This window comes from Candidatus Ruthia endofausta (assembly GCF_013342985.1).
In the GTDB taxonomy this organism is placed as follows: Bacteria; Pseudomonadota; Gammaproteobacteria; order PS1; family Pseudothioglobaceae; genus Ruthia; species Ruthia endofausta.
Genome location: NZ_CP054490.1, coordinates 416572 through 442796, shown reverse-complemented (window position 1 = coordinate 442796; position 26225 = coordinate 416572). Strand labels below are relative to the sequence as shown.

The following is a 26225-nucleotide window of genomic DNA, read 5'->3' as shown; positions in this document are numbered from 1 at the left end:
TTAATGTTGATGGTTTATAGTTTACAAACACCACCTGCACATGCGTTACCATCTTCTTTTTCTTGCCATTCATTACCACCATCGCGAGTTGTGTGATAATAAAGCGTTTTAATGCCGTATTTATATGCCTTTAACAAATCCATTAAAAACAACTTCATCGGCACTCTATTACCTTCAAATTGTGAAGGGTCATAATGCGTGTTAGTAGAAATAGATTGGTCTACAAATTTTTGCATAATCCCACAAAGTTGTAGATAACCCTCATTGTCTTTAATGTCCCAAAGTAATTCATATTGATTTTTCAATAACTCATAATCAGGCACAATTTGCTTTAAGATGCCGTCTTTAGATTGTTTAATAGACACAAATCCTCTAGGTGGCTCGATACCATTGGTTGAATTGGAGATTTGTGATGAACTTTCACATGGCATAAGCGCTGTTAAAGTTGAGTTTCTAAGCCCTGTTAATTTAATATTTTGGCGTAGCGTATCCCAATCAAGCTCTAATTCGCAATCACAGAACGCGTCAATGTCTTTTTTATAAGAATCAATGGGCATAATACCTTGTGAATATTGGGTTTGAGAAAATAATGGACAAGCACCCAATTCTTTTGCCAATGTATTTGAAACCTTTAATGAATAATATTGCAATGCTTCAAAGGTTTTGTGAATGAGCTGATTACCTGATCCATCAGAGTATTTTGCACCATTTTTGGCTAAATAATAAGCAAGGTTGGTGACACCAATACCGAGTGTACGGCGGTTTTTGCTAGCAAGTTCAGCTGCTTTAATTGGATAATCTTGATAATCAAGCAAACAATCTAATGAGCGTACAATAATATCAGTTAGTGCCTCCATCTCGTCTAAAGAGTCTAATGCACCAAGATTGACCGCTGATAACGTACAAAGCGCCACTTCGCCTTGCTCGTCTTGAACTGAGTACAAAGGCTTGGTTGGTAAGGTAATTTCCATACAAAGATTGGATTGTTTAATAGGGGCTTGCTTGGCATCAAAGGCACTGTGGGTATTACAATGATCAACATTTTGTAAATAAATACGGCCTGTATTGGCGCGTTCTTGCATAAATTTGGCAAACAACTCTCTGGCTTTAATGGTTTGTTTTCTAATCGAGTCGTCTTGTTCGTATTGCTCATACAAACGTTTAAATTCTTCTTGGTCAGCAAAAAAGGCGTCATACAAACCAGGTACATCATGTGGTGAAAATAAAGTAATATCAATATCTTTTAGAAAGCGTTGATACATTAGTCCGTTAAATTGCACGCCATAATCAAGGTGACGAATGCGGTTTTCATCCGTACCTATGTTATTTTTAAGCACCAACAAGCTTTCAACTTCCAAGTGCCACAAAGGGTAAAATAAGGTGGCTGCGCCACCACGCACTCCTCCTTGGGAGCAAGATTTAACCGCAGTATGAAAGTGTTTATAAAAAGGGATACAACCCGTATGTGTTGCCTCGCCACCCCGAATTGGACTGCCAATTGCGCGAATTTTGCCACCATTAATACCAATGCCAGCACGCTGGGAGACATATTTTACAATAGCACCAGCAGCAGCACTAATTGAGTCTAAATCATCGTCTGCCTCAATTAATACACAAGATGAAAACTGGCGTGTGGGTGTTCTAACACCCGCCATAATAGGGGTGGGAAGAGAGATTTTAAACAAACTCACTGCATCATAAAAACGCTTCACAATATCCATGCGTACGCTAGCTTCATACTCTTGGAATAGACACATACCCACCAACACATAAAGCAATTGTGGGGATTCGTAGATTTCGCCAGTGACGCGGTTTTGAGCTAAATATTTGCCTTCTAATTGCTTAACTGCGGCGTAAGAAAACTTCATATCACGCCAATGGTCGATATAGACATCTAAGGTTTCAATTTCTTCTTTTGAGTATTTATTAAGAATGTCTTTGTCATAAATACCCAAATCTGTAAATTTTTTAATATGTTCAAAAAGTGGGGGCGGGGTGAAGGATTTAAATGCCTTTTTACGCAAATGAAAAATAGCCAAACGTGCTGCTAAATATTGATAATCTAACACCTCTATTGAGATTAAATCTGCTGCTGATTTAATAATGGTTTCATGAATGTCTTCTGTCTTAATGCCATCAAAAAATGCCAACTGGGCATTAATTTCAACTTGACTTACACTCACACCTTTTAAATCTTGTGAAGCCCAGTGCACAACTCGATGAATTTTCTCCATATCAATGGATTCTTGTTGTCCGTTGCGCTTGGTGACTTTAATGTCTTGGTTCATTAGTGCTCCTAGTAAAAAACACTACATATAGTGTTAGTAAAAGTTAATTGTAACTAAATATAGTGTATTTGAATTATTTTTGCAAGTGCTAAATTTTGCAATTTATAAAGAAAATGCTTAAAATATTGCTATGAAAGGGATTGTTAGATTGAAAAAAATAGCAAGATTTTTGATCTTGCTTAGCCCGTTAATTTTCTTTTAAGAATTTTTCCAATATTGGATTATTGCAATGAGCCAAATGCTCTTTGCAATAATCAATCAATACTTGTTTTTCTAGCCTTAAACTGGTTTTTTTACCACAAATGCTTTGACAATTTGACCACTTATTTCATGCTCAATACCACACAAAGCCCAATCAATATCTCGAACAGAGCGAGTAATCTGTTGTGAGGTATCTTTTTTAAAAATCTCTTCAACGGAGGCGTCTATGTCATAATCAGCCTCAAAATTTGGTAAGCTTTAATCACCCCTTGTTATTTTTTGGAATAATGGCAACTTTGCCATTATTTAGTGCAAGAATAAAGCTTTTAGCCTTAACAGCAGATAAATAAGCAAGGTGTTTACCCAGCATTTTATTAAATGAAACATGATCTTGATTCTCTAAACTTGTTAGCTCATTTTTTAAGAAAGGGTTGCAACGCATTAATCCTTGGCTAAATATAATCATTGATCTGGTTAAAATATTTACCCCTTCAACTGTGTGATGGCAATTGGAATGCTTTGGTAAATGTTGGTCAAATAGTTGCGCTTAACCGAGCATGAGTGTTTTACCACCATGAATGTCCATGGCTCGATTAACATTAACCCTTAGCAATGACAAAAAGGGGAGTGACGACATGTCTCTTTAAGAACGGAGATGCCTTTAGGTCCTTCTAAGGCAACTTTACTTTTAACCTTAAAGTGATTTTGTTAAAAATTGTTCGTGCAAAAGCATCGGATTTGTTGTTACGAGTGTGAAATTTCAAGTGCAAGGATACCTACCTAGAAGTGTTTCCTTGAAAGGATAATTCAATATCTGACGCAACAGAGTTGCAGCACACTCGGTTTTGTAAGCATCATTACTGCATTTATAACTATGATGGAGCCCACTTTCAAGCAAAGAATCGTTTGATGAGCACTCCTCATAGTTTTTATTCTAACATTAAATAAATTAGACATAGCTTCAATAGGGTGATTATGTCAAAATCTTGTAAGGTTTGACTTGAAAATATATTATTTAACATAATATAAATTATACGAAGTTGTTATAAATGAATGGAAATTAAATCGATGAGCATCTTTATATGATCATTTCTATCATTCAATGCAGGGATATAGCTAAACTGACGACCGCCAGCTTGAATAAAATAATCACGGTTTTCACACTCAATCTCTTCTAGAGTTTCCAAACAATCGGCTGAAAACCCTGGACAAATAACTTGAATATGTGCAACACCATTACTGGCCAATGCTTCTAATCTTTCTTTGGTTTGTGGCTTAGTCCACAGCTCTCGTCCGAAAATAGATTGGAAGCTGAACAAATAGTCGCTTTCATCCAAATCTAGCTTTTTAGCAAGTAATCTAGCCGTGCCAATACAATGATCATAATATACATCTCCATTATCGACGTATCGTTGAGGAATGCCGTGAAATGAAATCATTAATTTATCCGGCTTCCCATGCTTAGTTTGATGCTCTAATACCGAATTAGCGAGAGATTGAAGATAGCCATCATTGTCGTAATAATACTCAATGAAGGCTATTTTAGGCTTTTGTGTCCAAGAGCTCAGTGTTTGATTAATGGTATCTAATGTTGAAAGTGTCGTTGTGTTTGAATATTGAGGATAAAGTGGCAGCACAATGATTTTTTCACAACCTTGAGCGCGTAACTTATCCAAAGCTGATGAAATAGAAGGATTTCCATAACGCATACCTATTTCAAATACTAAGTTTTCATGCTGTTTAAGCAATGTTTTTTTAACGCCTTGTAATTGCAACTTGGTGATGCTTAATAATGGAGAACCAGTGCCAATTTTGTCCCAAATTTTGGCGTAAATTTTGGCTGATTTTTTAGGTCTAATATTAAGAATAACGACATTTAATACCAGCCACCATATTAATTTATTAGGCGGGTCGACCACTCTAGAGTCTGACAAAAATTCAGACAAATATCGCCTTAAAGCACTCTTTGTAGGGGTATCTGGAGTGCCAAGATTGGTTAGTAAAATACCTGTTTTCATTCAAATTTTGCTTTATTTTTTAAACGATTTTATGTAAATTTAAGGCTAGTCATTACTTTTTTATAAAAGCTTGTAAAAATTAGAATTTAGGGCAAGGAGTAAAAAAGGTTTTAGCTAAAGTTTATATCGCATTTACGTTAACAAACTGTTTGGTGAGCCTGTACTTTTGTTTCGGGCTTTTGGGTTTTTCTGGAATGGTTCGCTCAAAAAAGCCGTATTCAAGTAGCGGATTTAAAATATCATTTTTGAATCTTGTCTTGTGTGTTCTTTTTAGAATTTTCATCAATTCGTCAGCACTACTTTCAGCACTACATTGTTTTAAAATTTTGACTTGGTCTGAGCTTATTTCTACATAATTCAAACTTAGTCCTTTCTTAGGACAAAGTATATCTAAATCACTATTTTTATCAATGTTTTCTTTAAAATTAAATTCTTGTTGTTCTGCAATATTTTTTAACGCATTATTGCGTTTTAAATCTTTACACCAGTCCTGATTTTTATCAAACTTTTGTGTGTGTTTTTTGTATTTACTGAATAAGCCCATTGTTAGATAAATTAGTTTAAAGACAATAAGAATAGTTTACCAAAAACCAAAGTTTGAATAAATATTTCAATATAGGTATCATTGAGTCAATATTTGATTTAGAAACAGGCGTAATCTGATTCTGGGTTGTTAAAGAAGGTATCTAGCTCATTCTGTTCAATAATTTATCCCTTATTCATAACGCAACGTATCAGTGTTAACTTTGTTGCCACTGCCAGAAGGTCCGAAAATCACCATGCCGCTTGTTTAACCCCCCCTTTAATTGTAATAATGTTGTTTGTTTTCATGTTAACTCTCTTTTAATCGTTTGTATTAAAGCGTCTTTATAAAAGCTTTTTGAGTAGCAACGATCAATGTTGTAAATACTACAATAATTTGAAATTAAACCAACATGGTGATCTTTGAACACATAGTGTAGATTAAAAAAACAGTCTTAAATTAAAACTGTTTTTTGAGGGTTTATCTAAATGGCGGTGAGTATAAAATATCACCATCTTTCATAAGGTATTTAAGCCTCTAAGTAATGTTAATTGGCGTATTAACAGAATAATTATCAATTTGTTTGATAATGTTATACGACTATTTCTTGTCTAAATAGGCTTGATTCTGCTAATAAGTGTTTGTGAATTTAGCTCATTAATTCCTCTTAATTTGTTATATAGTATTTATGATGTTTTTACCAATACTAGTATTTTTTAACTAATTTATGACCAAATATGGGCAGTAAAAATTAACTATAATAGGTAAAAATTACATTGAAATTAAGGTACAAATAATGGCAAATAAAACCAAAGACTATCTGGCTAAAGTACGTAAGAAGACTAGCTTTTCAGATTATAAAATCTCACAAGAATATTCAATCAATCAATCCAATTTAAGCAAATATAAATCAGGGAAAGCCGCCCTTTCTGAAACCCACGCTTGGCTATTTGCCAATATTTTAGGCATCAATCCTGCAGAAGTTGTTGCTCACACCAAACTTGAACATGCAAAAATTACTGGCAGTAAATCAAAGGCCGTATTTTGGCAAGAGCAACTAGAAAAACTTGCAAACAACTCAAAGTCTATCAAAATAGATATTGCACAAATTAACCCCATTGTTGGCGATTTGGATGGAAACTTTCAAAAAATTATCAAGTTAACTAAAGAGGCACATGCTCAAGAGTGTGATTTGTTGATTTTCCCCGAATTATCACTGATTGGCTATCCTCCCGAAGACTTATTATTACGTGAGGGGTTTATTCAACAGATGGAAGACAAAATAATCCTAATCAAACAAACCATTCCTGAAGATATTGCCATTATATTTGGCGCACCTTCTAAACAAGACGGCGCTTTATACAACGGCGCTTATCTTATCCAAGATTCGCAACTGCGAGTTTATCACAAGCAAAACCTTCCCAATTATGGCGTGTTTGATGAAAAGCGTTATTTTGAATCGGGTCATGAGGCTTTTATTTTTGAATGCCAAGGTAAAAGAATTGGCTTGGTCATTTGTGAAGATGCTTGGACACCAAAGATTATCTCTACCACGGCTAATCAGGGCGCACAAATCATCGTCAGTATTAACGCCTCCCCATTCCAAGTTGGCAAACACTCACAACGAATTGAGCAAATTAAGCAACGCGTATTAGCAACCAAAACTGATTTTATTTACGTTAATATGGTTGGTGCACAAGACGAATTGATATTTGACGGTGCATCTTTTGTGATGAACTCAAATGCCGAAATCACTCTGCAATTACCCTTATTTAAAGAAACAGTCAAAAGAGTTAGCTTTACCCCCCCTAACACACTGCCTGCTGATACTGATCCTATTGAAAAAACTATTTATAATGCCTTGGTGCTCGCCACTAAAGACTACATTGAGAAAAACGGAGTTTTTAATGGCGTGGTAATTGGCTTATCTGGCGGTATCGATTCTGCACTGACCCTTGCTATTGCTGCTGATGCCATCGGTACTGGGAATATTAAAGCCATTATGATGCCCTATGAATACACCTCAAACATAAGCCTTGAAGATGCCAAAATACAAGCCACAGCAATGAATATTGATTATCATGAAATCAGCATTCACACTATAGTGAATAGCTTTAAGACACAACTTAACACACTATTTAACGGCATGGAAGCTGATACCACTGAGGAGAACCTGCAGGCGCGTGTGCGTGGTACTCTACTAATGGCAATCTCTAATAAATTAGGCAAAATCGTACTCACCACAAGCAACAAATCTGAAATGGCAGTAGGTTATGCTACTTTATATGGCGATATGTCAGGCGGCTTTGCCCCTCTTAAAGACGTTAGTAAAACCTTAGTTTACCAACTGACTAAATACAGAAATACCCTATCAATCATCATTCCAGAGCGTGTTATCGAGAAAGCACCTTCTGCCGAACTTGCTCCTAACCAAATTGACCAAGACTCCCTACCCCCTTATCAGGAATTGGATGCAATTCTAGCACTATTTATCGAACAAAAATATTCCGTTGAACGCATCATCAAACAAGGCTTTAGTGAACAAACCGTTAAACGCATTACCAAAATGGTACTTAACAACGAATACAAACGCAGACAAAGTGCACCTGGCCCTAAGATTAGCCAAAATGCCTTTGGCAAAGAACGTCGTTACCCCATGACATCAAAATTTCAGCCTTAACACTATATAAAATGCAAAGAATATCATTCATAGGGTATCACAGAAAATTTCAATTATTATGTTATTATGTTTACTAAATTGAAATCGTGGTTTAAGTTGGTTATTTTTTGTTACTACAATAGCTTAAGCTTATATCAAGTAAATATTGATTTTTCAAAAAATATGGATATTTTTACATAAATTTATTTCAAAATCGAATTATAAGGTATATCCTTCTAATAATAGTTAGACGTAACCGTAGAGCAGTCGCATCTAATGGGTGGCGATAACAGATTTTCTTATTTAATCCGACTTTGCTGTCTAACAAATCAATTGCCCTGCCCTAGTAATTTAAAATAGAGTAAAATTTGGTAAGTTATTAGGCAGGTTATAGTTATCCGTTATGTTAAGTGACAATATTAACTTTACCAAACCTTTGTTTAAAAACACGTATCATTTTAAAAAAAGAAGAAAAAGAACATACAACGAAAAAGCATTCATCATTTTAAGGAAGAACAAACACAAACCATGCAAGCCTCAACAAACCTTATCAACAACACCAACTCTGTACAAGTTGTTACCCCTAACAAGACGTTCCACCTGATGACCGCCTTTCCGCTGGTTCCTATGTCGCCTACTCCAACTTGTCAGGTGAGTTTTGGCGTTTACCTACCAAAGGTAAAGGTGTTGGAAAAATGAATTTATTATTTGAGCATGCAGTGACAATTTTCATGGCATTTTTTGCCATTATGAATCCTATTGCAAGCACGGCAGTCTTCGCTGGATTAACAAGAAATATAGGGAAATCTGAACAAACTAAAATTGCTATTAAATCCCTCATTATCACCTTTGTTATAATTTTGCTATTTTCTGTTTTAGGTAAATCAATTTTCCACCTTTTTGGAATAACTCTTCCTGCATTACGAATAGCGGGAGGTATTTTGGTATTTCTTGTTGGATATCATATGCTTCAAGGAAATGTCTCAAAGTTACATACAACCCAAGAAAGTATCCATTCAAATGTGGCCGTATCACCTCTAGCTGTACCACTTCTTGCTGGGCCAGGCACTATTGCAACAGCTATGAATTATTCAGCAGCAGAAGGATGGGGAGAAACTTTTGTAACAATATCTGTGTTTGCAGTCCTATGTCTTATCACCTTTTATTGTTTCATTTTTAGTTCGAAAATATTAATAATAATAGGTAGAGATGGGCTTGGTATTGTTACTCGTTTAATGGGTTTGATTTTGGCTGTAATTGGGGTTCAAATGTTGATAGTTGGTATTAATGGTGCCATCCATATTTCGACCGTAAGTTAATAAATTTCTGAAAGATATCAGGGAAAATATTAATTGCTTTAAACATCCACACGCCCAATATATAAAGATGTTTATTTTAGGAAGGTGTGATGATAAAATCACCTGCGAAATCTTATTCTGGAAAGAGGGAGTCATAAATTGAGCGGCATCTAACAAACTGATCAACCTATCTTAATAGATTTAAAATAGAGTAAATTTTTTATAAGCTTACTTTGTATCAAAATTAAGATTAAATAATCTAATATTGTGACCCATTTTACCTCTGTAAAAATAAAGGGCATTTGGTCCAAGTGATTCGTGAGGAATTTGATGGGGTTGTAAAACACACTTCGGATAAACAAAAAACAGGCAATAAGTTGATTAAGATTATTCTTTGTGGCTCACATGCGACGGATTTAATTGTGTATGCTTCAAATGAGGTAAACAGTGCACTTTAAGAAGGGTAATACTTTTTTACTAATATTAAAGAGCTCAGAGGTTTCATTATTTAGCAAGTATGCTTGGAGACATGCTGCAAAAAAACAGAAAGTCAGAACTAATAAATGTTTATTTTTCTAAAATGAATTAGTCGTGTATTGATTGTCATACAGTTTTTTGCAACGCATAAATTTCCGACACTAACGCCAAAGACAAAGGGCGAGTATTGCATTAAAATATATAATAAATCATATCAATCATCGTCAGCATGCTGTTGCATTTAGGCATTATACAAAAATCTGAAGCATACCCTTGGCTTTGTGTTTGGTTTCTTGTAATTCTTGTTTGGCAATAGAGTCAAACACAATACCTGCCCCTGCCCTTAAAGTTAATAGATTGTCTTGTTTGCTAATAGTACGAATAAGGATGTTAAAATCCATTTTTCCGTTACTGCTAATATAGCCTAGCGAGCCTGTGTAAGTTTGACGTGGCATCTGTTCTAGTTCTTGAATAATTTGCATACAACGAATTTTAGGGCAGCCAGTGATGGTGCCACCTGGGAATAATGCACTGATTAGGTGCTTAATAGTGGTGTGTGGCTTAATTTTGCCTTTGATGTTTGAAACGATATGATGTACAAAGGGATAGCTTTCCAACCCCATGATTTCATCAACTTTGATACTACCGTATTCGCACACCCTGCCCAAATCATTGCGCTCTAAATCAAGCAGCATAATATGCTCTGCTTGCTCTTTAGGATGATTAATGAGTTGTTGTTTAAGGCGTTTGTCTTCACTGCCTGTACCACGTGGATGGGTACCTGCAATGGGCCTTGTTTGTATGACTCTACCATCCACGCTAAATAGGCGCTCGGGAGAGGAGGAAATAATGCTAAACGTTTGAAATTGTGCCAGTGCGGAGAATGGGGCGGGGTTGGTTTTTTTTAGTGCTTGGTAAATTTGGGCTGGGGTAATGTCATTGGTTAAGTGGTATTGCCACTGTCTTGAGAGGTTTACTTGGAAAACATCTCCTGCTTTAATGTACTCGCGACTCTTTACCACACCTGATAAAAATTTGGCCTCTTCTTCAGCAGATAAAACACCTACTAATTTACTTTTAGGCACGGCTTTTAATTGCTCAATATCTACCAATACTTGGTCTATTCTGTATTGATTGGCGAATTGATCTAATAAATAAGTTTGATGATTGGCATGGTTAATAACAATGGCTGTGGGAATTTGCACAGCAATAGCAATAGGTTGGCCACTTGTGTGCATTATTTGTTTTAAAGTCGTCTCTATTTGCCCAATTAATTCATAAGACAAATATACAAACCAACCACCAGTAAAAGGTAAATCGCTGTGAATAAGTGGTGTATCAATACTAGTAGTGAGTTTGTCTAAAAAATTAAACTCTTCTAAGTGGCTTAGAATAATTTGTTTGTCAGGGTGTGCAAATAGTATCGAAAAACGATTGTTAGCATTGTGATTAACGCTTTCTAGCAAAAATGGATAGCGCACAGGATTGGCATAAGATAACGCCTCTAAAGCAACATCAGGAATGGGTAAAACTTTCACCTTAATTGATGGTTAATTTATTTATCTTTGACTTAGGGTTAGGGGTAATGATCTTACTAAGCAGTTGTTTAGCTCTATTAATTGCTTTATGAGAAGGGAATTTAACCAACATTGCGCTTAACAAACTACGTGCCTTGTCTTGTTGGTTAAGTTCTATATACACCTTAGCCAACTCAAACAAAGAGTTTGAAAACTTATAATGCAATGGGTTTTGTTGTTGAAATACAACAAAAGTATTTCTAGCATTGTAAAAATCTTCTTTGGTTAAATAAGATTTAGCTAACCAATAGTACACATCTGGGGTGTGATTATTATTCGGATATGTGGCTAAATATTGTTTAAACAAGTTAATGGCTTGGTCGTATTGATCCGTTACTAATAGACTGCGCGCTTGGGTATAAATGCGTTTGGCTTTTTGATCATACTCTCTAACTCTGAGCGTGGTTTTTACAATAGTGGCATTGGATTTTTGATAAGTGATTAAGTTAAATAACTCTTTGATTTTTCCAGTGCTTATTTTTTGTTGTTGCTCTAAGAGCTCAATCTTGCCCAACAAGGCTTTATTTTTACGCACCAAACGCTTTATTTTTTGATTGTGATCCATCACCACTTTTTCTGTATTAATACCTGCACTAACAGGGTGACAGACAAAAATACTTAAAAAAGCGACTAAACCAAGGTGGCACATTAAGCTTTATTGATAAACAAACTCAACGCGTCTGTTTCTCTGCCATGCATCCTCATCGTGCTGTTGTAACATGGGCTTTTCCTCGCCAAGACTAATAACTTCAACCCTTGAAGAAAGATCATACAGACCTAATATTTCTTTAACGCTTAAAGCTCGATTTTCACCCAGTGCTAGGTTGTATTCACGTGTACCACGCTCATCTGCATGCCCTTCTAAACGTAAATTTAGTGCTGGATTGCTGCGCATAAAATTTGCGTGTTTGATGATTTGTTTGGTTGAATCTTCATCAATCTCAGTGCCATCATAGAAAAAATACAAAATAAAACTAACATCCGTGTTTCTAAAATCTGCCACGACAACTGATTCGATAATGTTTGATGTGTTTACACCACTTCTAGAAAACCCTTGCGATTGAAAACTAGACTGATCTACCTTAATAACATTTTCTTGTGTATTTTCCGTCCTATCTTCAATGGTAACCGCGCTTAGCTTGGGCAATACTTTTTTATACAAATCATCCACGGATGAACATGATGACAACAGCACTATTGTTGTTAGGAATATTATTTTTAACATTTAACGCCTCCTATTTTAAATAATGTGACCAATTTGGTTCTCTAACTTCGCCTGCTTTACTAGCCAGCTCGAAAGTTTGATGATCCAATATTGAAACCACAGAAAGTACACCAGAACTACCTTTATTAGTAGCAAAGATAATCATACCGCCATTGGGCGAAAAAAACGGCGATTCGTCTAATTGATTATTTGTCATAATAGTCAAATCCTTAGTGGCAATATCCAGTAAAGCAATGCGATAATCTTTACCTACTCTATGTACCATAGCCAAGCTTTTACCATTGGGTGAAAAAACGGCTTTGGCGTTGTATCTGCCTTTAAAGGTTGCTCTGTTAATTTTACTGGTTTTTAAATCTTTAATGTAGACCTGCACTTGTCCAGAACGATTAGAGGTAAACACAATTTTATCACCCTCTGGTGAGTAGCTTGCCTCAGTATCGATGCCCACGTCTGTGGTTAGCCTTGTTAGTTTTTTAGAGGCTAACTGATAAGAATAAATATCTTTATTGCCGTTTTTAGACAGCGTAAGCAAAAGGCTTTTGCCATTCGGATGCCAAGATGGCGCTGAGGCAATGCCATCAAAATAAGGCAGTTTTTGTGTTTTTCGGCGTACAAATGGGTATTGGATGAACACTTCTGAACGAGCGTTTCTAAAAGAAACATAAGCAATTTTATTTTGGTCGGGTGACCAAACGGGTGATAAAATAGGCTCTTTGGATTTTAGAATGGTTTGTGGATTTTGCGCATCAGAATCTGATATTTCTAAGCGATATTCGCGCTCACCTTTGCCTTTATTGGTAACGGTAATATAAGCTAGGCGCGTATCAAAAGAGCCTTTTTCACCCAATAAGGCATGATAAATTTGATCAGACAAGTAGTGTGCAATTCTTCTGATGCCACTATTGTGCACGGCAAACTTATCTTTATAGAGTATTTTATTAGAATAAACATCCAGTAGTTCAATTTCGACATTAAAGACTTTTTTGCTGATTTTTTCTAGCTTGCCAAGCACGATGGCTTCAATTTTTTTTGCCTTCCATTTGTCAAAATTGGGCTTATTATTAATCACATAATTTGCACTAGAGGCGCTAAATTCGCCTGATCGATTAAAATTATCACGCATAACGTGCGCAATGGTTTTGCCTTGGTTTGCATCGCCCACAACAGAAAAATCAGAAATAACAATGGGAAAAATGTTTTCATCTTGTTTGAGAATGGTGACTTCTAATACCGCCCAAGTGAGGCTTGTATAAAGTGATAAAACAAAAACAATAAGTTGCTTCATTCTTTTTCTTCTATCCAATTCATTTGGATGGCTTCAAGGATTTTTTCGCCTGATTTATTTACATCATCATCAAACTCATCCAGTGCAATCACCATTTGCCTAAGGTCAACAAAATTAACAATACTAGGATTAACCTCTGGATGAGCCTCATTTAAGGCTATTGCAATATTTAGGGAGTCTGTCCAGTTCATAAAAAACACCTTGAGTAAAATCTCAATTTTAACCAAACTAAAGTTTGGCATGAGTAAAAATTTAGTAGCTTTTTAAAATCACACTCTGCTCACATCTCGAACAAATTCTAGCGTCTTTAGCTGTACAAACACCTTATTTAATTGAGTGATATTTGCAACACTAATGACCATATTGAGTGATTTGATAGAATTGTTTTTTTCTTGAATCTCAAGATGCTCAATATTAATATTCATTTTTGAAATAACACTAGCAATAGAGGCAAGTGTGCCTCTCTGGTTAGCAACATCAACATCAATCATTGCTTTAAATTCCTCATCCCTGTCTGCTTGCCAATCAATATTAAGCCATTGTGCATTTTTGCTTTTAGCACGAACTAAGTTGGCACAAATTACTCTGTGAATTACCATGCCTTTAGAAGTGGTTAAAACACCAATCACTTTATCACCAGGAATTGGATGGCAACAATGCGCAAAACTAATGGCTTTGCCTTGGGTTTTATAAATACTAATTTTTTGAGCTGCATGCTTGGCGTTATCACCTTGTAATTTGTTCAGTGCAACTGATACTAAAATTTCAGAGAGTCCAATTTTCATGTACATGTCTTCTTTAGAATCACAATTTAACGCTTTAAGACATGTTAACCACTGAGCTTCATCAATGCCATCTGTGTCTATATTTTGATAATCCAGTGCATTGGTTAATAAATACTCTCCTAATTGGATTAGTTCAGCAGCGGATTCGTTTTTAAGATACGCCTTGATTGAAGATCTGGCTTTTACAGTAACGGCAATTTGCAACCAAAAAGATCTAGGTGTGGCTTTATCATCGGTAACAATTTCAATGGTTTGTCCTGATTTTAATTCGGTGGCAATGGATGTGTTAACTTGGTCAACTTTGGCTTTAAGGGTGTGGTTGCCAATACTGGTATGTACCATGTAGGCAAAATCAAGCACAGTTGATTTATAAGGTAGCTGAATAATATCTCCCTCGGGAGTAAAAACAAACACCTCGGAAGGAAACAAATCTGCCTTAGTTTTTTCTAAAAACTCAATAGAAGTGCCCGAATTTTGTTGAATATCTAGTAATGAGCCTAACCAGTTATTAGCCAATTCTGGTTTATGATTTAAGTTACTCTTATAATGCCAATGCGCAGCAATCCCATATTTTGAAATAAAATGCATGTCAGATGAACGGATTTGCACCTCAATAAAAATTTTTTTAGGGCCAAATAGCACCGTATGTAAGGACTGATAGCCGTTTGATTTGGGTAGTGCTACATAATCTTTAAACTTGCCTGGTAATGGCTTATATAAATTATGAATAATACCTAGAGCTTGATAGCATTGTGCCACATCAGCCACAATAACCCTAAGTGCATACATGTCTAACACCTGAGAAAATTTCAGGTGTTTGATTTTCATTTTTCTATAAATGCTACAAGGTTGCTTTCTACGACCATTAATTTCAGCATTAGATATGCCTTCTTGGTCTAATCGGTTTCTTATTTCAGTTTGGATGTGACTGATAATTTTCTTGCGATTGCCACATTGTTTTTTAATTTGACTGACCAGAACCTTATTACGAAATGGATAAATAATGGCAAAACACAAATTATCAAGTTCAACCCTAATGCTATTAAGACCTAAGCGACGTGCAATGGGTGCATGTATTTCTACCGTTTCTTTAGCAATTCTAAGTTGCTTATCTCGACGCATGGAGTCAAGTGTTCGTATATTGTGCAAACGATCTGCCAATTTGATTATCATAATGCGCATGTCATTACTCATGGCTAAGAACAACTTTCTAAAATTTTGCGCCTGCTTGTCTGTATTTGAGTGAAATTTCAACCCAGTTAGTTTGGATACACCCTCTACAATATGTGCAATTTCATCACCAAAATCACGCTTAATTTGCTCATAAGTAACCGAAGTATCCTCAATACAATCGTGTAATATTGCTGCCACAATACAATAGTAGTCTAGTTTTAACTCTGCTAAAATCATAGCAACTGATATGGGGTGAAATACATAAGCCTCTCCTGATTGTCGATATTGTCCATCATGCGCCGTTGCTGCAACAATATAAGCTTGATAAACGCCCTCAATCTGCTCTTTAGACATATAATTTTCTAGCGTATTACATAATTCGCTAATTAGGACTCTTCTATCAGACAAATTCATTCAATATGGTTAAAATTTAAGGACAAATCTTTGCCATTATAATATAACCACATCAGTATAATGCCCTCACATATCTGTAAAAAATACCTTGAGTTATGAAAAAATTATTCATCATCTTACCTTTTTTAACATTATTACTGAATGGCTGCTTTTGGCAAGAGGAAGCCAAAAGAGAATCTATCACCAAAGGCTGGTCGCCAAAAACATTCTTCGCTCAAGCCAAAGAAGAGGCTTTATCAGGCTCAACAGACAAAGCCATTGCCCTTTTTGAACAACTACAAGCAGCCTACCCTGGTTCAAAATATGCACTACAGTCTAAATTAGAAATTGCTTATGCATTGTATAAGAACAAGGACTATGATCAAGCAATTGATTGCTTAAATAGCTATATTAAACTTTATCCAGAACACTCCTCAACCCCATATGCTTATTATTTACGCGGCGTTGTTTCACAAGATAAATCTCGCTCGTTTTTAGATGACTATTTTACTGATAGCGCCCAACGTGATGTTAATTCAGTGCGTGATGCCTTTAACTACTACCTAGCATTGATTGATAAATTCCCCAAAACTGAATATGCCGAAGAGGCCAAAACCCATTTGGTTATACTTAGAAATATTTTATCAAGACATGAGTTGTTTGTGGCTATTTACTACACTAAAAGAGGGACTAATATTGCTGCCATCAACCGCGCTAAATTTATCATTGAAAAATATCCAAACACACCTTCAGTACCTGCGGCACTATATTTAATGGCACGTAATTACGATGCTATTAGCGCAAACATACTGGCAAAAGATGCACGTCGCGTACTAAAGAACAGCTACCCTTCATACACACCACACTATTCTTTAGAGAACTAAGATCCTTAACCTGCTCCAATGAACAAACAAGAAAGAACTTTCGCGTTTAAGATTTCTTTAATCATGAGCACGCGCATGCTGGGCTTGTTTATGATTTTCCCTATATTTTCAGTTTATGCTAGTGAATACACCAGCACCACGCCTTATCTAATAGGCTTGTCTATTGGTATTTATGGCTTAACTCAAGCATTATTACAAATTCCCTTTGGCTATTTATCAGACAAGTATGGTCGCAAACCCATGCTAATCATTGGTCTTGTTATCTTTTTTATTGGCAGTGTTGTGGCTGCCAGCTCAACAGACATCATAGGGATTGTTATTGGTAGAGCCTTGCAGGGTGCAGGTGCTATTTCAGCAGTATTGATGGCATTTTTAGCAGATTTTGTTAGTGAAAACCAACGCTCCAAAGCCAATGCTTTTGTGGGTGTGCAAATAGGCATAGCCTTTATGTTAGCCTTGCTACTAGGCCCTATCATTAGTGTTAGTTTAGGCATATCTGGTTTATTTTGGGTAATTGCTTTACTTTCTGTTGTTGCATTGATTATTGTTAGCACTCTGCCCAACGCCAAACCTAAAGAGCAATATGCTTTGTCAATTGCAAACATCAGAAAAGTACTCAATATTGATTTACTACTACTAGATTTCAGTGTCTTTGCACTACATTTAATTCTAACTTGTTCTTTTATCGCCATGCCAATTTTTTTAAAAGAAAGCAACATTGTTGATATTAAAGACAGTTGGCAAATATATTTACCCATTATTATCTTGTCCTTTATTGGTATGTTGCCAATGGTTATTCTGGCTTCCAAATATCAAAAAATTAAACCTGTATTTTTAAGTGCTATTGCACTATTGATTATCAGTCAAATTTTGTTTTACCAAATACAACTTACTTATACTTCATTTTTCACTCTATTAACTTTATTCTTTATTGCTTTTAATGCATTAGAGGCCATTCTACCCTCGCTCATAGCCTCAAGTACAAGTGCTGATAAACGTGGTTTAGCAATGGGTTTGTACGCCACATCGCAGTTTTTAGGTGCGTTCGTTGGTGGAATTCTTGGTGGATGGATTTACAACATATCTAATCTAAATAGCGTATTCTTATCCACAACATTTGTTGCAGTTATTTGGTGGATAATTATCCTAATAACAAAGCAAAAAACACCCATCAAACAGGCAACAGAAAATTAATCGGAGCAAAAGAAAATGGCAGGAATCAACAAAGTAATTTTAATAGGCAATTTAGGTCAAGATGTAGAATTGAAATACACCTCTAATGGTAGAGCAGTAACCACTTTATCCGTTGCAACCAGTGAAAGCTGGACAGACAAAAATACAGGGAAAAAGGTTGATAAAACCGAATGGCACCAGGTTAGTTTATTTGGAAAATTAGCTGAAATTGCTGGTCAATACTTGCACAAAGGCTCTAAAGTTTACGTTGAAGGTAGCCTAAGAACACGCAAATGGCAAGACCAAACTGGTGCTGACCGCTACACAACTGGAATAGTTGTGTCTGGTTTTAATGGCACATTGCAAATGTTAGATCGTCGCGACAATGCTGATATGGATGACGCACCTCAACCTCAACAATCAGCCCCTGCTGCGCCTGTACAACAACAAGCTGCAGCAGCGCCAATCTCAGACCCTATCGCACCTGTTGATAATTCTAGATTTGATGATGACATCCCTTTTTAAAAAGTAAAAACATACAACACCAATAAAAAATCTATAAAAATGGATTTTTTATTGCACATTCAAACGTACTATTTATCTCGATCACTCCAATAATCAGCCTTATTTGAAATCACCCAGCGTACTCCACCCTTAGGATTTTCAACATCGCCTTTATATCTAGGAATCAAATGTACATGCAAGTGCATAATACTCTGCCCTGCCACCTCACCATTATTCACACCAATGTTATAGCCATCTGGGGAAAACTCCTCATCAAGAATAAGTTTAGCCGTTTGAATGGCTTTAGCAATCGCATTTTGCTCTTGTTCGATAATATCAAAATAAGTAGCAACATGTCTTTTAGGAATAATCAGCGTATGTCCAGGAGAGGCAGGATAAGAGTCTAAAAACGTAATGGTTAAACTACATTGACCAATAATTCTTTCTTCACGCAATTGACAAAATAAGCAACCTCTATTCATTTTTTTATTCCTAAATTTAATGATTATTTAGGGTGCATATTTTAACCCAAACCAACATTAATAAGCATAATGCTTTAACCTTAAAGACAGCAAATCAGGCAATAAAAAACCGGCTTTACTACGTAACTCATGATTTATTGAGTATCTTCAGTTAATACTGAAGGCTCATCATTTTTCTGTTTCATACTTTTCACTTCTTAATTATTAATTAACCCTCATTATAAACCTAACTTTTAGCAAAAAAAAACCAGCAACTAGTGCTGGTTTTAATCATAGCTTTTATACTATTATTTTGCTGTTGGCGTTACTGGCATAGTCGTTCTAGGTATAACGCCAGGTCCCCATGGGGTATTTGCATAACCATTAGGTGCAAAACCATAACCATTGCGACCATAACCATTGCGACCATAACCATTGCGACCATAACCATAATAGTTGTTGTTGTTATTCCAACCGTTGTTATCAAACTCATCAAACATATTGCCCATTTCTTCTGGATACCAACGAGGATCCCAAAAATCGTATGGGTTGTAGCCAAACATGCCATTATCTTCTTGGTAGCCATAACCGTTATGGTTGTTGTAACCATTGCTCCAAGGGGTGTTGTTACTATTCCAAAATGCATTCGCACTTAAGGTGAATGCCAGTACTACTATTGCAAGAATCTTTTTCATTATCATATCTCCATATTAACTTTATTAAATCAGTTTATATTATAACATAATAATATATTTATGCAAATTAACTCCTAATCAAGATTAAAATTTAAAAAGAATGCGGATTACGTGACCTTGACGAAGTAGTAATTAGAGTAAGGGTTTGGTGCTTTACGATGATTTGTTACTAGTATTTGTTCAAGGTTAACAAATGAAATAGCTGCAGGTATTTCATACATTAAAGCTGGCAAAGCACTATTTTCTGCCTGATATGCCTGATTAGGCATTGGCATCTGGTTCATATTAAAGCGTGAGGCGTTGGTATTAAATGCTTGATTGTTATAGAGATAGGGGTAATTATAATGACGATTATTAGAACTGTTATTATTATTCACCTTTTCCATCCAATACATGGGTGTCCAAACTGTGACCAATCATTATTCTTATAACCAGAGCCATAACTCTTAAAGTCTAAAAATGCAGTTGCATTTAAATAATAATCCAAGTAATAATATCTTTTTCACTATATTTCCTGTTCTTTATTACAATTTAGAACTTACTATATACTTTGTGCCAACCATGAATACAAAGCAAATATTACAATCCCTCTTAGAACAGCAAATTTTAGTACTTAATGGTATCATTGGGTGGGCAGCATGATTCAAAAGCATAAATTAACCGAGTAAAACTATCGTGGCGAGCGTTTTAAAGATTGACATGTTTTAGTTCAAAGCAACAGTGACTCGCTCTCACTGAGTTAAATTATCAAAGACATTTATAAAGATTATTTAAAAATCGGTGCTGATATTATTGAAACCAATACCTTATAATGCAACACACACTTTCATGTCTGATTACAAAATGGAAGAGTTAGCCTATGAAATTAATCTGGAAAGTGCCAAACTTACCAAACAAGCTTGCAGTGAACTTTCAACAACTGAAAAACCAAGATTTATCTGGCCTAACTTTACGTACTTGCTCGCTCTCTCACCAGATGTAAACAACTCTGGATTTAGAAACGTCACCTTTGATGAGTTGGTTGATGTTATATATAGAGTCTACTCACGGTTTGATTAAAGGTGATGCGGATATTATTCTGATTGAAACCATCTTTGATACACTCAACGCCAAGCTGCTATCTTTGCCGTTGAGTAAGCCTTTGGAGACGATGGTATTGTGAACTTCCAATCATGATTTCTGGCACCATTACTAATGTCTCTGGTCCCGCGGGCACCCTATCTGGGCAAATGACCGAAGCTTTTTATAACTCATTACGTCACGCTAAGCTTATCTCTATTGGGCTTAATTGTGCATTAGGACTTGATTTATTACGCCAATATGTGGCTGAAATGTCACGCCTGGCTAACACTTATGTATCAGCCCATCCAAACGCTAGTTTACCCAATGAATTTGGCAAATATGACCTTAGACGCCTTAACCATGAGCGAGCAAGTCATCGGAATGGGTAAATTCAGGCTTGGTGAATATCTTAGGTGGCTGCTGTGGTTCAACGCCTGAGCATATTAAAGCCATTGCCTATGCTATTAAAGACATATCACTTAGAAAAATTCCTACCATTAAGCCAGAACATCGCTTGTTCGGGGCTTGAGGCTTTTAATATTGGGATAATTCATTGTTTGTAAATATTGGCGAGCGCGCTAATATTACAGGCTTAGACAAATTTAAACGCCTTATTCTTAATGAAGAATATGAAAAGGCATTATTAGACAGTTGAAGAAGGCGCGCAAGTGGTTGATATCAATATGGACGAAGGCATGCTTGATGGCAAAGCCGCTACGGTTCGTTTTATGAATCTAATCGTCTCAGAGCCTGATATTGCCAAAATGCCACTGATGGTGGACTCTTCTAAATGGGAGATTATCGAAGCTGGGCTTAAATGTACGCAAGGCAATCCCATTGTTAATTCCATCTCACTCAAAGAAGGCAAGGCAAACTTTATACAATACATCCGCCTGTGCAAGCGCTATGGCGCGGCTATTATTGTTATGGCATTTGATGAAGTCGGGCAAGCACGAAAAATAGAGATTTGCACTATTGGCGGTGAGTCATTTTTTTGTCAATCACTTTTTTAAATAAAGCTTCGGTATCATCAAATAGTGTGCTAACGGATTCATCCACAATCTCATCCGTTAAGATATCGGGAAATTTACCGGCTAATTCCCAAGTTCGGAAAAACGGCACTCAGTCAATAAATTTGAAAATTTCGGCTAGGCCGCCATAGTTTTTAAAAACATGAATGCCTATTTTTTTTGGTTTAACAATGGTATTAAAAGAGATATTGGGCTTGTTGGCTCTAGCTTTTTCTAAAGAAATGAGTTTGTTTTTTCTTTTATTGATACGACGTTTACGCAAACGGTAATGCTTAAATATCCTAGTTGATGAGGTTAATTTCCCACCAGAAGACATTATTTTTTTGACCCCAATATTTTTGTCGTCGCAACAGGTATTGAAGATGTGGTGCTTTACTGATAGCAAAGCCGATGAGCTCTTGGTGGGGGTATTGCCGCTCAATTCTCCAACTTGCTTGAACAAAAAGACAACAGCAAAGATTTATAATGGCGCACATGGGCAGTAGAAAAACGTCTAAAACATGCATTAGTCAAAGGCATTACCAAATATATTGATGAAGACATTCAAGAAGCCTTTGATGAATTGGATCATCCTACTCTTGTCATCGAAGGCCCGCTAATGGCGGGTATGAATATCGTCGGTGATTTGTTTGATGCAGGCAAAATGTTCTTGCTACAAGTGGTCAAATCGCCCGTGTGATGAAAAAATCTGTGCCTACCTAGACCCTTTTCTTAGAAGCCGAAAAAGAAAATTTCGCCTCCACCTTACAAAGCAAATGGCAACAGTTAAAGGCGATGTGGACGATATTGGCAAAAACATTGTTGTCGTATATTTTCTTGTAATAATTATGAGATTATCGATTTAGGGGTGATTGCTACCCACTGAAACCATTTTAGAGACCACCAGAAAAGAAAATATGGACATTATCGGCCTATCCGGACTCCATCACACTCCTCACTAGATGAAATGATATTTGTTGCCCGAAAGATGGCGCGCCAAAGCTTTAAATTACCCCTAATGATTGATGGTGCTACCACCTCTAAAGCATGGGCACAGCCGATAACCATGGCGTGTTTTACGTACAAGATGCTTCTAAATTCGTTAGTGTAGCAAGCGCTCTACTCTCTGAAATACTAAAGCCACAACTGTTAACTAACACCAAAGCTGACTATGAAATTGTGCGTAAACACCGTGCCAACAAAGGCAAAAGCAAACCAATTCTTTCAACTCTCAATTCCTTTTTTCTGCTAGTGATTCTGGCTCAGTCATATTTTAAGACCTAACGTCGCTATGAACGGCGTGTGATGCTTTTGATACCTACTCATCGCCTAACTATTGGGTTCTTAAGATAGCCAGCTACAATATCCAAAGTGACCTCAGGTGATTTATCAGCGATTTTATCGATCATTTCTTTACCTTTTTGCTTCCAGAATGAATTCGTTACTAGCGTATATGGGAGAGGCGTGAATTTCCTTCAATTCATTGAGGCGGTGTTTTACTCGAATATTTAAGCGGAGATCAATTCTACAAACTTTTCTTGAATGAGTTGGTTATTATCAAAATTCTCTTTTAATACCATTGTTAAACCAAAAAAATTAGGCATTCATGTTTTTAAAAACTATGGCCTAGCCGAAATTTTCAAATTTATTGACTGAGTGCCGTTTTTTCTACTGCTTTAGGAATAATGAAAATATAGGAACATAAGCATTAATTATTGAAAATACCCATCAAACACTTTGTGTGTTTTCACTACTTCTACCATCACAACAATCAAGCCCCCACACCTCACCACCATCATTGTATCTGTATAATCCATACCAACAATGAACATCAACACCTAACTAACAAGGGTTTTCTGACCAAACTAAATGAAAGACTCCCTAAGAGTACTTACCTAGTAATAAGCAAACCCATTTAAGGCAAATTCTCCAAGTCATTCGTGAAAAATTTGATTTAGTTGTAAGTGCGGCGTCAGGCAAAAGGAAAACAGGTAAGTTGATTAAGGTTATTCTGTTTGGTTCGCACGCTATACGGGTAAGTGGATGAATAAGCCAGAGACTGGTTATATCAGTGATTATGATATTTTAGTGATTGTTGATCAATATGACTTAGTAGCAAAGTTTGATTTGTGGAATACGATTGAAGATAGAGTAAGAGTCTTTTTACCACCGTTTTTTAAACTAGAATGTAACTTGACTGTACATACTTCGGATGAAGTTAATAATACGCTTAAAGAAGGACAGTACTTTTTTACTGGTATTAAAGACCAGGGGATTGCTGTTGTATGAGTTTAATAGGAAAGAGCTGGCTATGCCGGAAAACTTGACTCAGGAAGGGTATAGAAAATGGCGATTAGAGATTATGATGAATGGTTTGATAGTGCCAACCTATTTGAATAAGAGAGTCGTTCACTTATTAACTAAGCGGCTTTGTAAGGAAAAAATTAAGTCGTTTGGCTAGCAAAGAAAAGGTAGCAACTTTGATTGTAAAAGCTTTTAATTAGACTTATTTTTTTAGTTGGTTAATTCAACTTCTCTAAGTGTTTGTGCTAGTTTATCTAATGAAGCGTTAATAAGTTTATGCACACCTTCTGCACCATACAGCTTTGCCAATTCAAGTGATTCATTAATCACGACTTTATAAGGTACTTCCGGGCTAAATTTAAGCTCAAAAGCGCCTAAATATAAAATAGCGTGCTCAACAGAGCCTAGTTGCTCAGTTTTTCGGCTAATGGTAGGTGCGATAATCTCATCTAGTAAAGATCTGTTTTTAAGAATGTTGATGAATAAATTTGAAAAGAAAGCTTTTGAGATTTTGCCTTGTTTTTGGTTTAAAAATTGTTGTTCAATTTGCAATACTTCGCCACCTGATACTAGATATTGATATAGCGCTTGTACTACACGTTCTCGGGAGCGTTGCTTTGGGGTTTTAAAGGTCATGGTTAAAAAGTTTGAGTGTCTACTTGTTGCATTAAATATAGCATTTCAATCATTGCCATGGTTGCCTCTTCACCTTTGTTGCCCTTATAGCCACCCGCCCTACCGATGGTTTGTTCCATGTTGTTTGTAGTAAGTATACCAAAAGCAGTGGGGATTTCATATTGGTAAGAAACATCTGCCACGCCACGAGCGCATTCGTTACAAATAAACTCAAAATGCGTGGTTTCGCCATTGATAACTGCACCTAAAGCCACGATACCATCGTATAGATTTTTGCCACTTAGTTGCTGGCTTGCTAATTTTTTAGCTAATAGCGGGATTTCAAATGCACCAGGGGCGTAAAACACATTGATATTATTGACATTAATGCCATATCTGGCTAAGGTTTCTTGTGCTGCTGATAATAGCTTATCGCCAATATTTTGGTAAAAATAACCCACGATAATCGCAACTTTTGCTTTTACAAGAAAATCCCTATTGCCATTTTTATCAAATTTAAATTCCATTATTGCTCCTTTACTTACTGGTGTCTACGTATTCAGTTACTTCTAAACCAAAGCCTTTTAAGCCATAAAGCTTTCTAGGACTGCCTAAAATTCTCATTCTTTTGACACCAAGGTCAGATAAGATCTGCGCACCAACGCCATAGGTTTTGATATCATCATGAGCATTACCATTAACCTTGTCAATATTTTCTAAAATGCTCTGGTCGGTTTGCATTCTAAGTAGCAATAAAACACCACTATCTAACTTAGCAATGTGCTTTAATACAGCGTTAACGCTAAAATTGTTTGACTTTTCTCGTAACACATCCTTAAAAACATCTTCCATGTGTACACGTACGCAGGTGTCAGTATTACTGCTAATTTCACCTTTAACCAAGGCAAGATGTGTTTCATTGTGAATACTATCAAGAAATGAAATTAATCTAAAAATGGCAAATTCAGTCTTAAACTCACGCTCATTAATGCGCTCGATAGTTTTTTCGTTTTCAACTCGATAAGAAATTAAATCTTCAATCATACCTAGTTTAATGTTGTGTTTTTTGGCAAAGATTTCTAAATCATCACGTCGAGCCATTGAGCCATCCTTATTGAGGATTTCAACAATTACACTGGCTGGTTCAAGTCCTGCAAGACGTGCTAAATCACACCCTGCTTCTGTGTGCCCTGCTCGGATTAAAACCCCACCTGGCTGTGCCATAAGTGGGAAAATATGCCCTGGTTGTACAATGTCAGCAGGCTTGGCATCTCTTGCCACTGCATCTAATATTGTTTTGGCTCTGTCTGCTGCTGAAATTCCTGTGGTTACGCCTTCTACTGCCTCAATTGAAACGGTAAAATTAGTGCCATTGGCATCGTTATTTTGCGCCACCATAAGTGGCAAATTAAGCTGCTTACAGCGCTCTTCTGTTAAGGTTAGACAAATCAAACCACGACCATGAGTTGCCATGAAATTAATGTCTTCTTTAGTAACGGTTTCAGCAGGGATGATTAAGTCGCCTTCGTTTTCACGGTCTTCATCATCCATAAGGATAATCATTTTGCCTTGGCTATAGTCTTTCAAAATTTCTTCAATGGTGGATTTCATAACT

At 36.3% G+C, this 26225-nt stretch carries 25 protein-coding genes and 2 pseudogenes; 9 read left to right on the top strand and 18 right to left on the bottom strand.

The annotated features are described in order from the left end of the window. Positions 1-14: 14 nt before the first annotated feature. From nrdA to HUE58_RS02340, 4 genes are all read right to left on the bottom strand, one after another. Positions 15-2288 carry a class 1a ribonucleoside-diphosphate reductase subunit alpha gene (gene nrdA / locus HUE58_RS02355; RefSeq protein ID WP_174605465.1) on the bottom strand — a complete coding sequence of 758 codons (2274 nt, stop codon included), beginning with the start codon at positions 2286-2288 and terminating at the stop codon, positions 15-17. Positions 2289-2751: 463 nt separating this feature from the next. After that, the gene (locus tag HUE58_RS02350; RefSeq protein WP_174605464.1) at positions 2752-2955 is read right to left on the bottom strand and encodes an acyl-CoA dehydrogenase domain-containing protein; all 204 of its coding nucleotides are present in this window, start codon (positions 2953-2955) and stop codon (positions 2752-2754) included. 577 nt (positions 2956-3532) lie between these two features. Continuing rightward, a complete protein-coding gene (gene hemH, locus HUE58_RS02345) occupies positions 3533-4507 on the bottom strand; it encodes a ferrochelatase (RefSeq protein WP_174605463.1) in 975 nt (324 codons plus the stop codon). 121 nt (positions 4508-4628) lie between these two features. Beyond that, the gene (locus tag HUE58_RS02340) at positions 4629-5051 is read right to left on the bottom strand and encodes a Fic family protein (protein WP_174605462.1); all 423 of its coding nucleotides are present in this window, start codon (positions 5049-5051) and stop codon (positions 4629-4631) included. A 775-nt stretch (positions 5052-5826) separates the two neighbouring features. On the opposite strand from HUE58_RS02340, the gene HUE58_RS02335 reads away from it, so the two are divergent. The 3 genes from HUE58_RS02335 (at position 5827) to HUE58_RS02325 (ending at position 9445) form a co-directional block, all read left to right on the top strand. Continuing rightward, positions 5827-7710, top strand: coding sequence for an NAD+ synthase (locus HUE58_RS02335; RefSeq protein ID WP_174605461.1), 1884 nt, complete (start codon positions 5827-5829; stop codon positions 7708-7710). Between the two features lie 674 nt (positions 7711-8384). After that, the gene (locus tag HUE58_RS02330) at positions 8385-9008 is read left to right on the top strand and encodes a MarC family protein (protein WP_174605460.1); all 624 of its coding nucleotides are present in this window, start codon (positions 8385-8387) and stop codon (positions 9006-9008) included. 290 nt (positions 9009-9298) lie between these two features. Beyond that, the gene (locus HUE58_RS02325) at positions 9299-9445 is read left to right on the top strand and encodes a hypothetical protein (RefSeq protein ID WP_174605459.1); all 147 of its coding nucleotides are present in this window, start codon (positions 9299-9301) and stop codon (positions 9443-9445) included. Between the two features lie 267 nt (positions 9446-9712). Here the strand turns inward: HUE58_RS02325 and HUE58_RS02320 are convergent, their stop codons facing one another. The 6 genes from HUE58_RS02320 to HUE58_RS02295 form a co-directional block, all read right to left on the bottom strand. Further along, complete coding sequence (locus HUE58_RS02320; protein ID WP_174605458.1) at positions 9713-11002, bottom strand: aminodeoxychorismate synthase component I; 1290 nt, start codon at positions 11000-11002, stop codon at positions 9713-9715. A gap of 1 nt (position 11003) precedes the next feature. Continuing rightward, on the bottom strand, positions 11004-11690 hold the full coding sequence (locus HUE58_RS02315) for a tetratricopeptide repeat protein (protein ID WP_174605457.1): 687 nt from the start codon (positions 11688-11690) through the stop codon (positions 11004-11006). Positions 11691-11696: 6 nt separating this feature from the next. Further along, positions 11697-12266, bottom strand: coding sequence for an OmpA family protein (locus tag HUE58_RS02310; protein WP_174605456.1), 570 nt, complete (start codon positions 12264-12266; stop codon positions 11697-11699). 10 nt (positions 12267-12276) lie between these two features. After that, positions 12277-13551 carry a Tol-Pal system beta propeller repeat protein TolB gene (tolB, locus tag HUE58_RS02305; RefSeq protein ID WP_174605455.1) on the bottom strand — a complete coding sequence of 425 codons (1275 nt, stop codon included), beginning with the start codon at positions 13549-13551 and terminating at the stop codon, positions 12277-12279. After that, on the bottom strand, positions 13548-13742 hold the full coding sequence (gene iscX / locus HUE58_RS02300) for a Fe-S cluster assembly protein IscX (protein WP_174606219.1): 195 nt from the start codon (positions 13740-13742) through the stop codon (positions 13548-13550). Before iscX ends, tolB begins: the two co-directional genes overlap by 4 nt. Before the next feature lie 78 nt (positions 13743-13820). Next, positions 13821-15923, bottom strand: coding sequence for a RelA/SpoT family protein (locus tag HUE58_RS02295; RefSeq protein WP_174605454.1), 2103 nt, complete (start codon positions 15921-15923; stop codon positions 13821-13823). 95 nt (positions 15924-16018) lie between these two features. Here HUE58_RS02295 and HUE58_RS02290 point away from each other — a divergent pair, with 95 nt between their 5' ends. From HUE58_RS02290 to ssb, 3 genes are all read left to right on the top strand, one after another. Then, positions 16019-16786, top strand: coding sequence for an outer membrane protein assembly factor BamD (locus tag HUE58_RS02290; RefSeq protein ID WP_174605453.1), 768 nt, complete (start codon positions 16019-16021; stop codon positions 16784-16786). 63 nt (positions 16787-16849) lie between these two features. Beyond that, complete coding sequence (locus HUE58_RS02285; protein ID WP_246260839.1) at positions 16850-17980, top strand: MFS transporter; 1131 nt, start codon at positions 16850-16852, stop codon at positions 17978-17980. Positions 17981-17995: 15 nt separating this feature from the next. After that, positions 17996-18484, top strand: a complete 489-nt coding sequence (gene ssb / locus HUE58_RS02280; RefSeq protein WP_174605451.1) for a single-stranded DNA-binding protein — start codon at positions 17996-17998, stop codon at positions 18482-18484. Positions 18485-18552: 68 nt separating this feature from the next. Here ssb and HUE58_RS02275 read toward each other — a convergent pair whose 3' ends face one another. The 3 genes from HUE58_RS02275 to HUE58_RS02265 all read right to left on the bottom strand — a co-directional run bounded on the left by HUE58_RS02275 (position 18553) and on the right by HUE58_RS02265 (position 19996). Next, positions 18553-18945, bottom strand: coding sequence for an HIT family protein (locus HUE58_RS02275; protein WP_174605450.1), 393 nt, complete (start codon positions 18943-18945; stop codon positions 18553-18555). Positions 18946-19232: 287 nt separating this feature from the next. Beyond that, complete coding sequence (locus HUE58_RS02270) at positions 19233-19619, bottom strand: hypothetical protein (protein ID WP_174605449.1); 387 nt, start codon at positions 19617-19619, stop codon at positions 19233-19235. Between the two features lie 107 nt (positions 19620-19726). After that, positions 19727-19996, bottom strand: coding sequence for a hypothetical protein (locus HUE58_RS02265; protein WP_174605448.1), 270 nt, complete (start codon positions 19994-19996; stop codon positions 19727-19729). Positions 19997-20180: 184 nt separating this feature from the next. On the opposite strand from HUE58_RS02265, the pseudogene HUE58_RS02260 reads away from it, so the two are divergent. Next, positions 20181-21652 (top strand): annotated as a pseudogene (locus tag HUE58_RS02260) (homocysteine S-methyltransferase family protein); the annotation flags it as partial. A 1-nt stretch (position 21653) separates the two neighbouring features. Here the strand turns inward: HUE58_RS02260 and HUE58_RS06800 are convergent. After that, a complete protein-coding gene (locus HUE58_RS06800) occupies positions 21654-21740 on the bottom strand; it encodes a hypothetical protein (RefSeq protein WP_246260858.1) in 87 nt (28 codons plus the stop codon). Between the two features lie 63 nt (positions 21741-21803). Further along, the gene (locus tag HUE58_RS02245; RefSeq protein ID WP_174605446.1) at positions 21804-22028 is read right to left on the bottom strand and encodes a hypothetical protein; all 225 of its coding nucleotides are present in this window, start codon (positions 22026-22028) and stop codon (positions 21804-21806) included. A 150-nt stretch (positions 22029-22178) separates the two neighbouring features. Between HUE58_RS02245 and HUE58_RS07450 the strand changes: the two are divergent. Both HUE58_RS07450 and HUE58_RS02235 read left to right on the top strand, forming a co-directional pair. Beyond that, positions 22179-22834, top strand: a pseudogene (locus HUE58_RS07450) (B12-binding domain-containing protein); the annotation flags it as partial. 900 nt (positions 22835-23734) lie between these two features. Beyond that, the gene (locus HUE58_RS02235) at positions 23735-23980 is read left to right on the top strand and encodes a hypothetical protein (RefSeq protein ID WP_174605310.1); all 246 of its coding nucleotides are present in this window, start codon (positions 23735-23737) and stop codon (positions 23978-23980) included. A gap of 225 nt (positions 23981-24205) precedes the next feature. Here HUE58_RS02235 and nusB read toward each other — a convergent pair whose 3' ends face one another. The 3 genes from nusB to ribBA are packed head-to-tail and all read right to left on the bottom strand — an operon-like array spanning position 24206 to position 26221. After that, complete coding sequence (nusB, locus tag HUE58_RS02230; RefSeq protein ID WP_174605445.1) at positions 24206-24631, bottom strand: transcription antitermination factor NusB; 426 nt, start codon at positions 24629-24631, stop codon at positions 24206-24208. Positions 24632-24633: 2 nt separating this feature from the next. Then, positions 24634-25137, bottom strand: a complete 504-nt coding sequence (gene ribH / locus HUE58_RS02225; RefSeq protein WP_174605444.1) for a 6,7-dimethyl-8-ribityllumazine synthase — start codon at positions 25135-25137, stop codon at positions 24634-24636. Between the two features lie 10 nt (positions 25138-25147). After that, on the bottom strand, positions 25148-26221 hold the full coding sequence (ribBA, locus tag HUE58_RS02220) for a bifunctional 3,4-dihydroxy-2-butanone-4-phosphate synthase/GTP cyclohydrolase II (protein WP_174605443.1): 1074 nt from the start codon (positions 26219-26221) through the stop codon (positions 25148-25150). Positions 26222-26225 lie beyond the last annotated feature (4 nt).

Coding starts and splice junctions, on each gene's coding strand:
- HUE58_RS02285 (WP_246260839.1), top strand. CDS start 16,850: ATGAGCACGCGCATGCTGGGCTTGTTTATGATTTTCCCTATATTTTCA.
- HUE58_RS02310 (WP_174605456.1), bottom strand. CDS start 12,266: ATGTTAAAAATAATATTCCTAACAACAATAGTGCTGTTGTCATCATGT.
- HUE58_RS02275 (WP_174605450.1), bottom strand. CDS start 18,945: ATGAATAGAGGTTGCTTATTTTGTCAATTGCGTGAAGAAAGAATTATT.
- nrdA (WP_174605465.1), bottom strand. CDS start 2,288: ATGAACCAAGACATTAAAGTCACCAAGCGCAACGGACAACAAGAATCC.
- iscX (WP_174606219.1), bottom strand. CDS start 13,742: ATGAACTGGACAGACTCCCTAAATATTGCAATAGCCTTAAATGAGGCT.
- tolB (WP_174605455.1), bottom strand. CDS start 13,551: ATGAAGCAACTTATTGTTTTTGTTTTATCACTTTATACAAGCCTCACT.
- ribBA (WP_174605443.1), bottom strand. CDS start 26,221: ATGAAATCCACCATTGAAGAAATTTTGAAAGACTATAGCCAAGGCAAA.
- HUE58_RS02315 (WP_174605457.1), bottom strand. CDS start 11,690: ATGTGCCACCTTGGTTTAGTCGCTTTTTTAAGTATTTTTGTCTGTCAC.
- HUE58_RS02330 (WP_174605460.1), top strand. CDS start 8,385: ATGAATTTATTATTTGAGCATGCAGTGACAATTTTCATGGCATTTTTT.
- nusB (WP_174605445.1), bottom strand. CDS start 24,631: ATGACCTTTAAAACCCCAAAGCAACGCTCCCGAGAACGTGTAGTACAA.
- HUE58_RS02270 (WP_174605449.1), bottom strand. CDS start 19,619: ATGAAAAAGATTCTTGCAATAGTAGTACTGGCATTCACCTTAAGTGCG.
- ssb (WP_174605451.1), top strand. CDS start 17,996: ATGGCAGGAATCAACAAAGTAATTTTAATAGGCAATTTAGGTCAAGAT.
- HUE58_RS02350 (WP_174605464.1), bottom strand. CDS start 2,955: ATGATTATATTTAGCCAAGGATTAATGCGTTGCAACCCTTTCTTAAAA.
- HUE58_RS02235 (WP_174605310.1), top strand. CDS start 23,735: ATGAATAAGCCAGAGACTGGTTATATCAGTGATTATGATATTTTAGTG.
- HUE58_RS02245 (WP_174605446.1), bottom strand. CDS start 22,028: ATGTCTTCTGGTGGGAAATTAACCTCATCAACTAGGATATTTAAGCAT.
- hemH (WP_174605463.1), bottom strand. CDS start 4,507: ATGAAAACAGGTATTTTACTAACCAATCTTGGCACTCCAGATACCCCT.
- HUE58_RS02335 (WP_174605461.1), top strand. CDS start 5,827: ATGGCAAATAAAACCAAAGACTATCTGGCTAAAGTACGTAAGAAGACT.
- ribH (WP_174605444.1), bottom strand. CDS start 25,137: ATGGAATTTAAATTTGATAAAAATGGCAATAGGGATTTTCTTGTAAAA.
- HUE58_RS02340 (WP_174605462.1), bottom strand. CDS start 5,051: ATGGGCTTATTCAGTAAATACAAAAAACACACACAAAAGTTTGATAAA.
- HUE58_RS02295 (WP_174605454.1), bottom strand. CDS start 15,923: ATGAATTTGTCTGATAGAAGAGTCCTAATTAGCGAATTATGTAATACG.
- HUE58_RS02290 (WP_174605453.1), top strand. CDS start 16,019: ATGAAAAAATTATTCATCATCTTACCTTTTTTAACATTATTACTGAAT.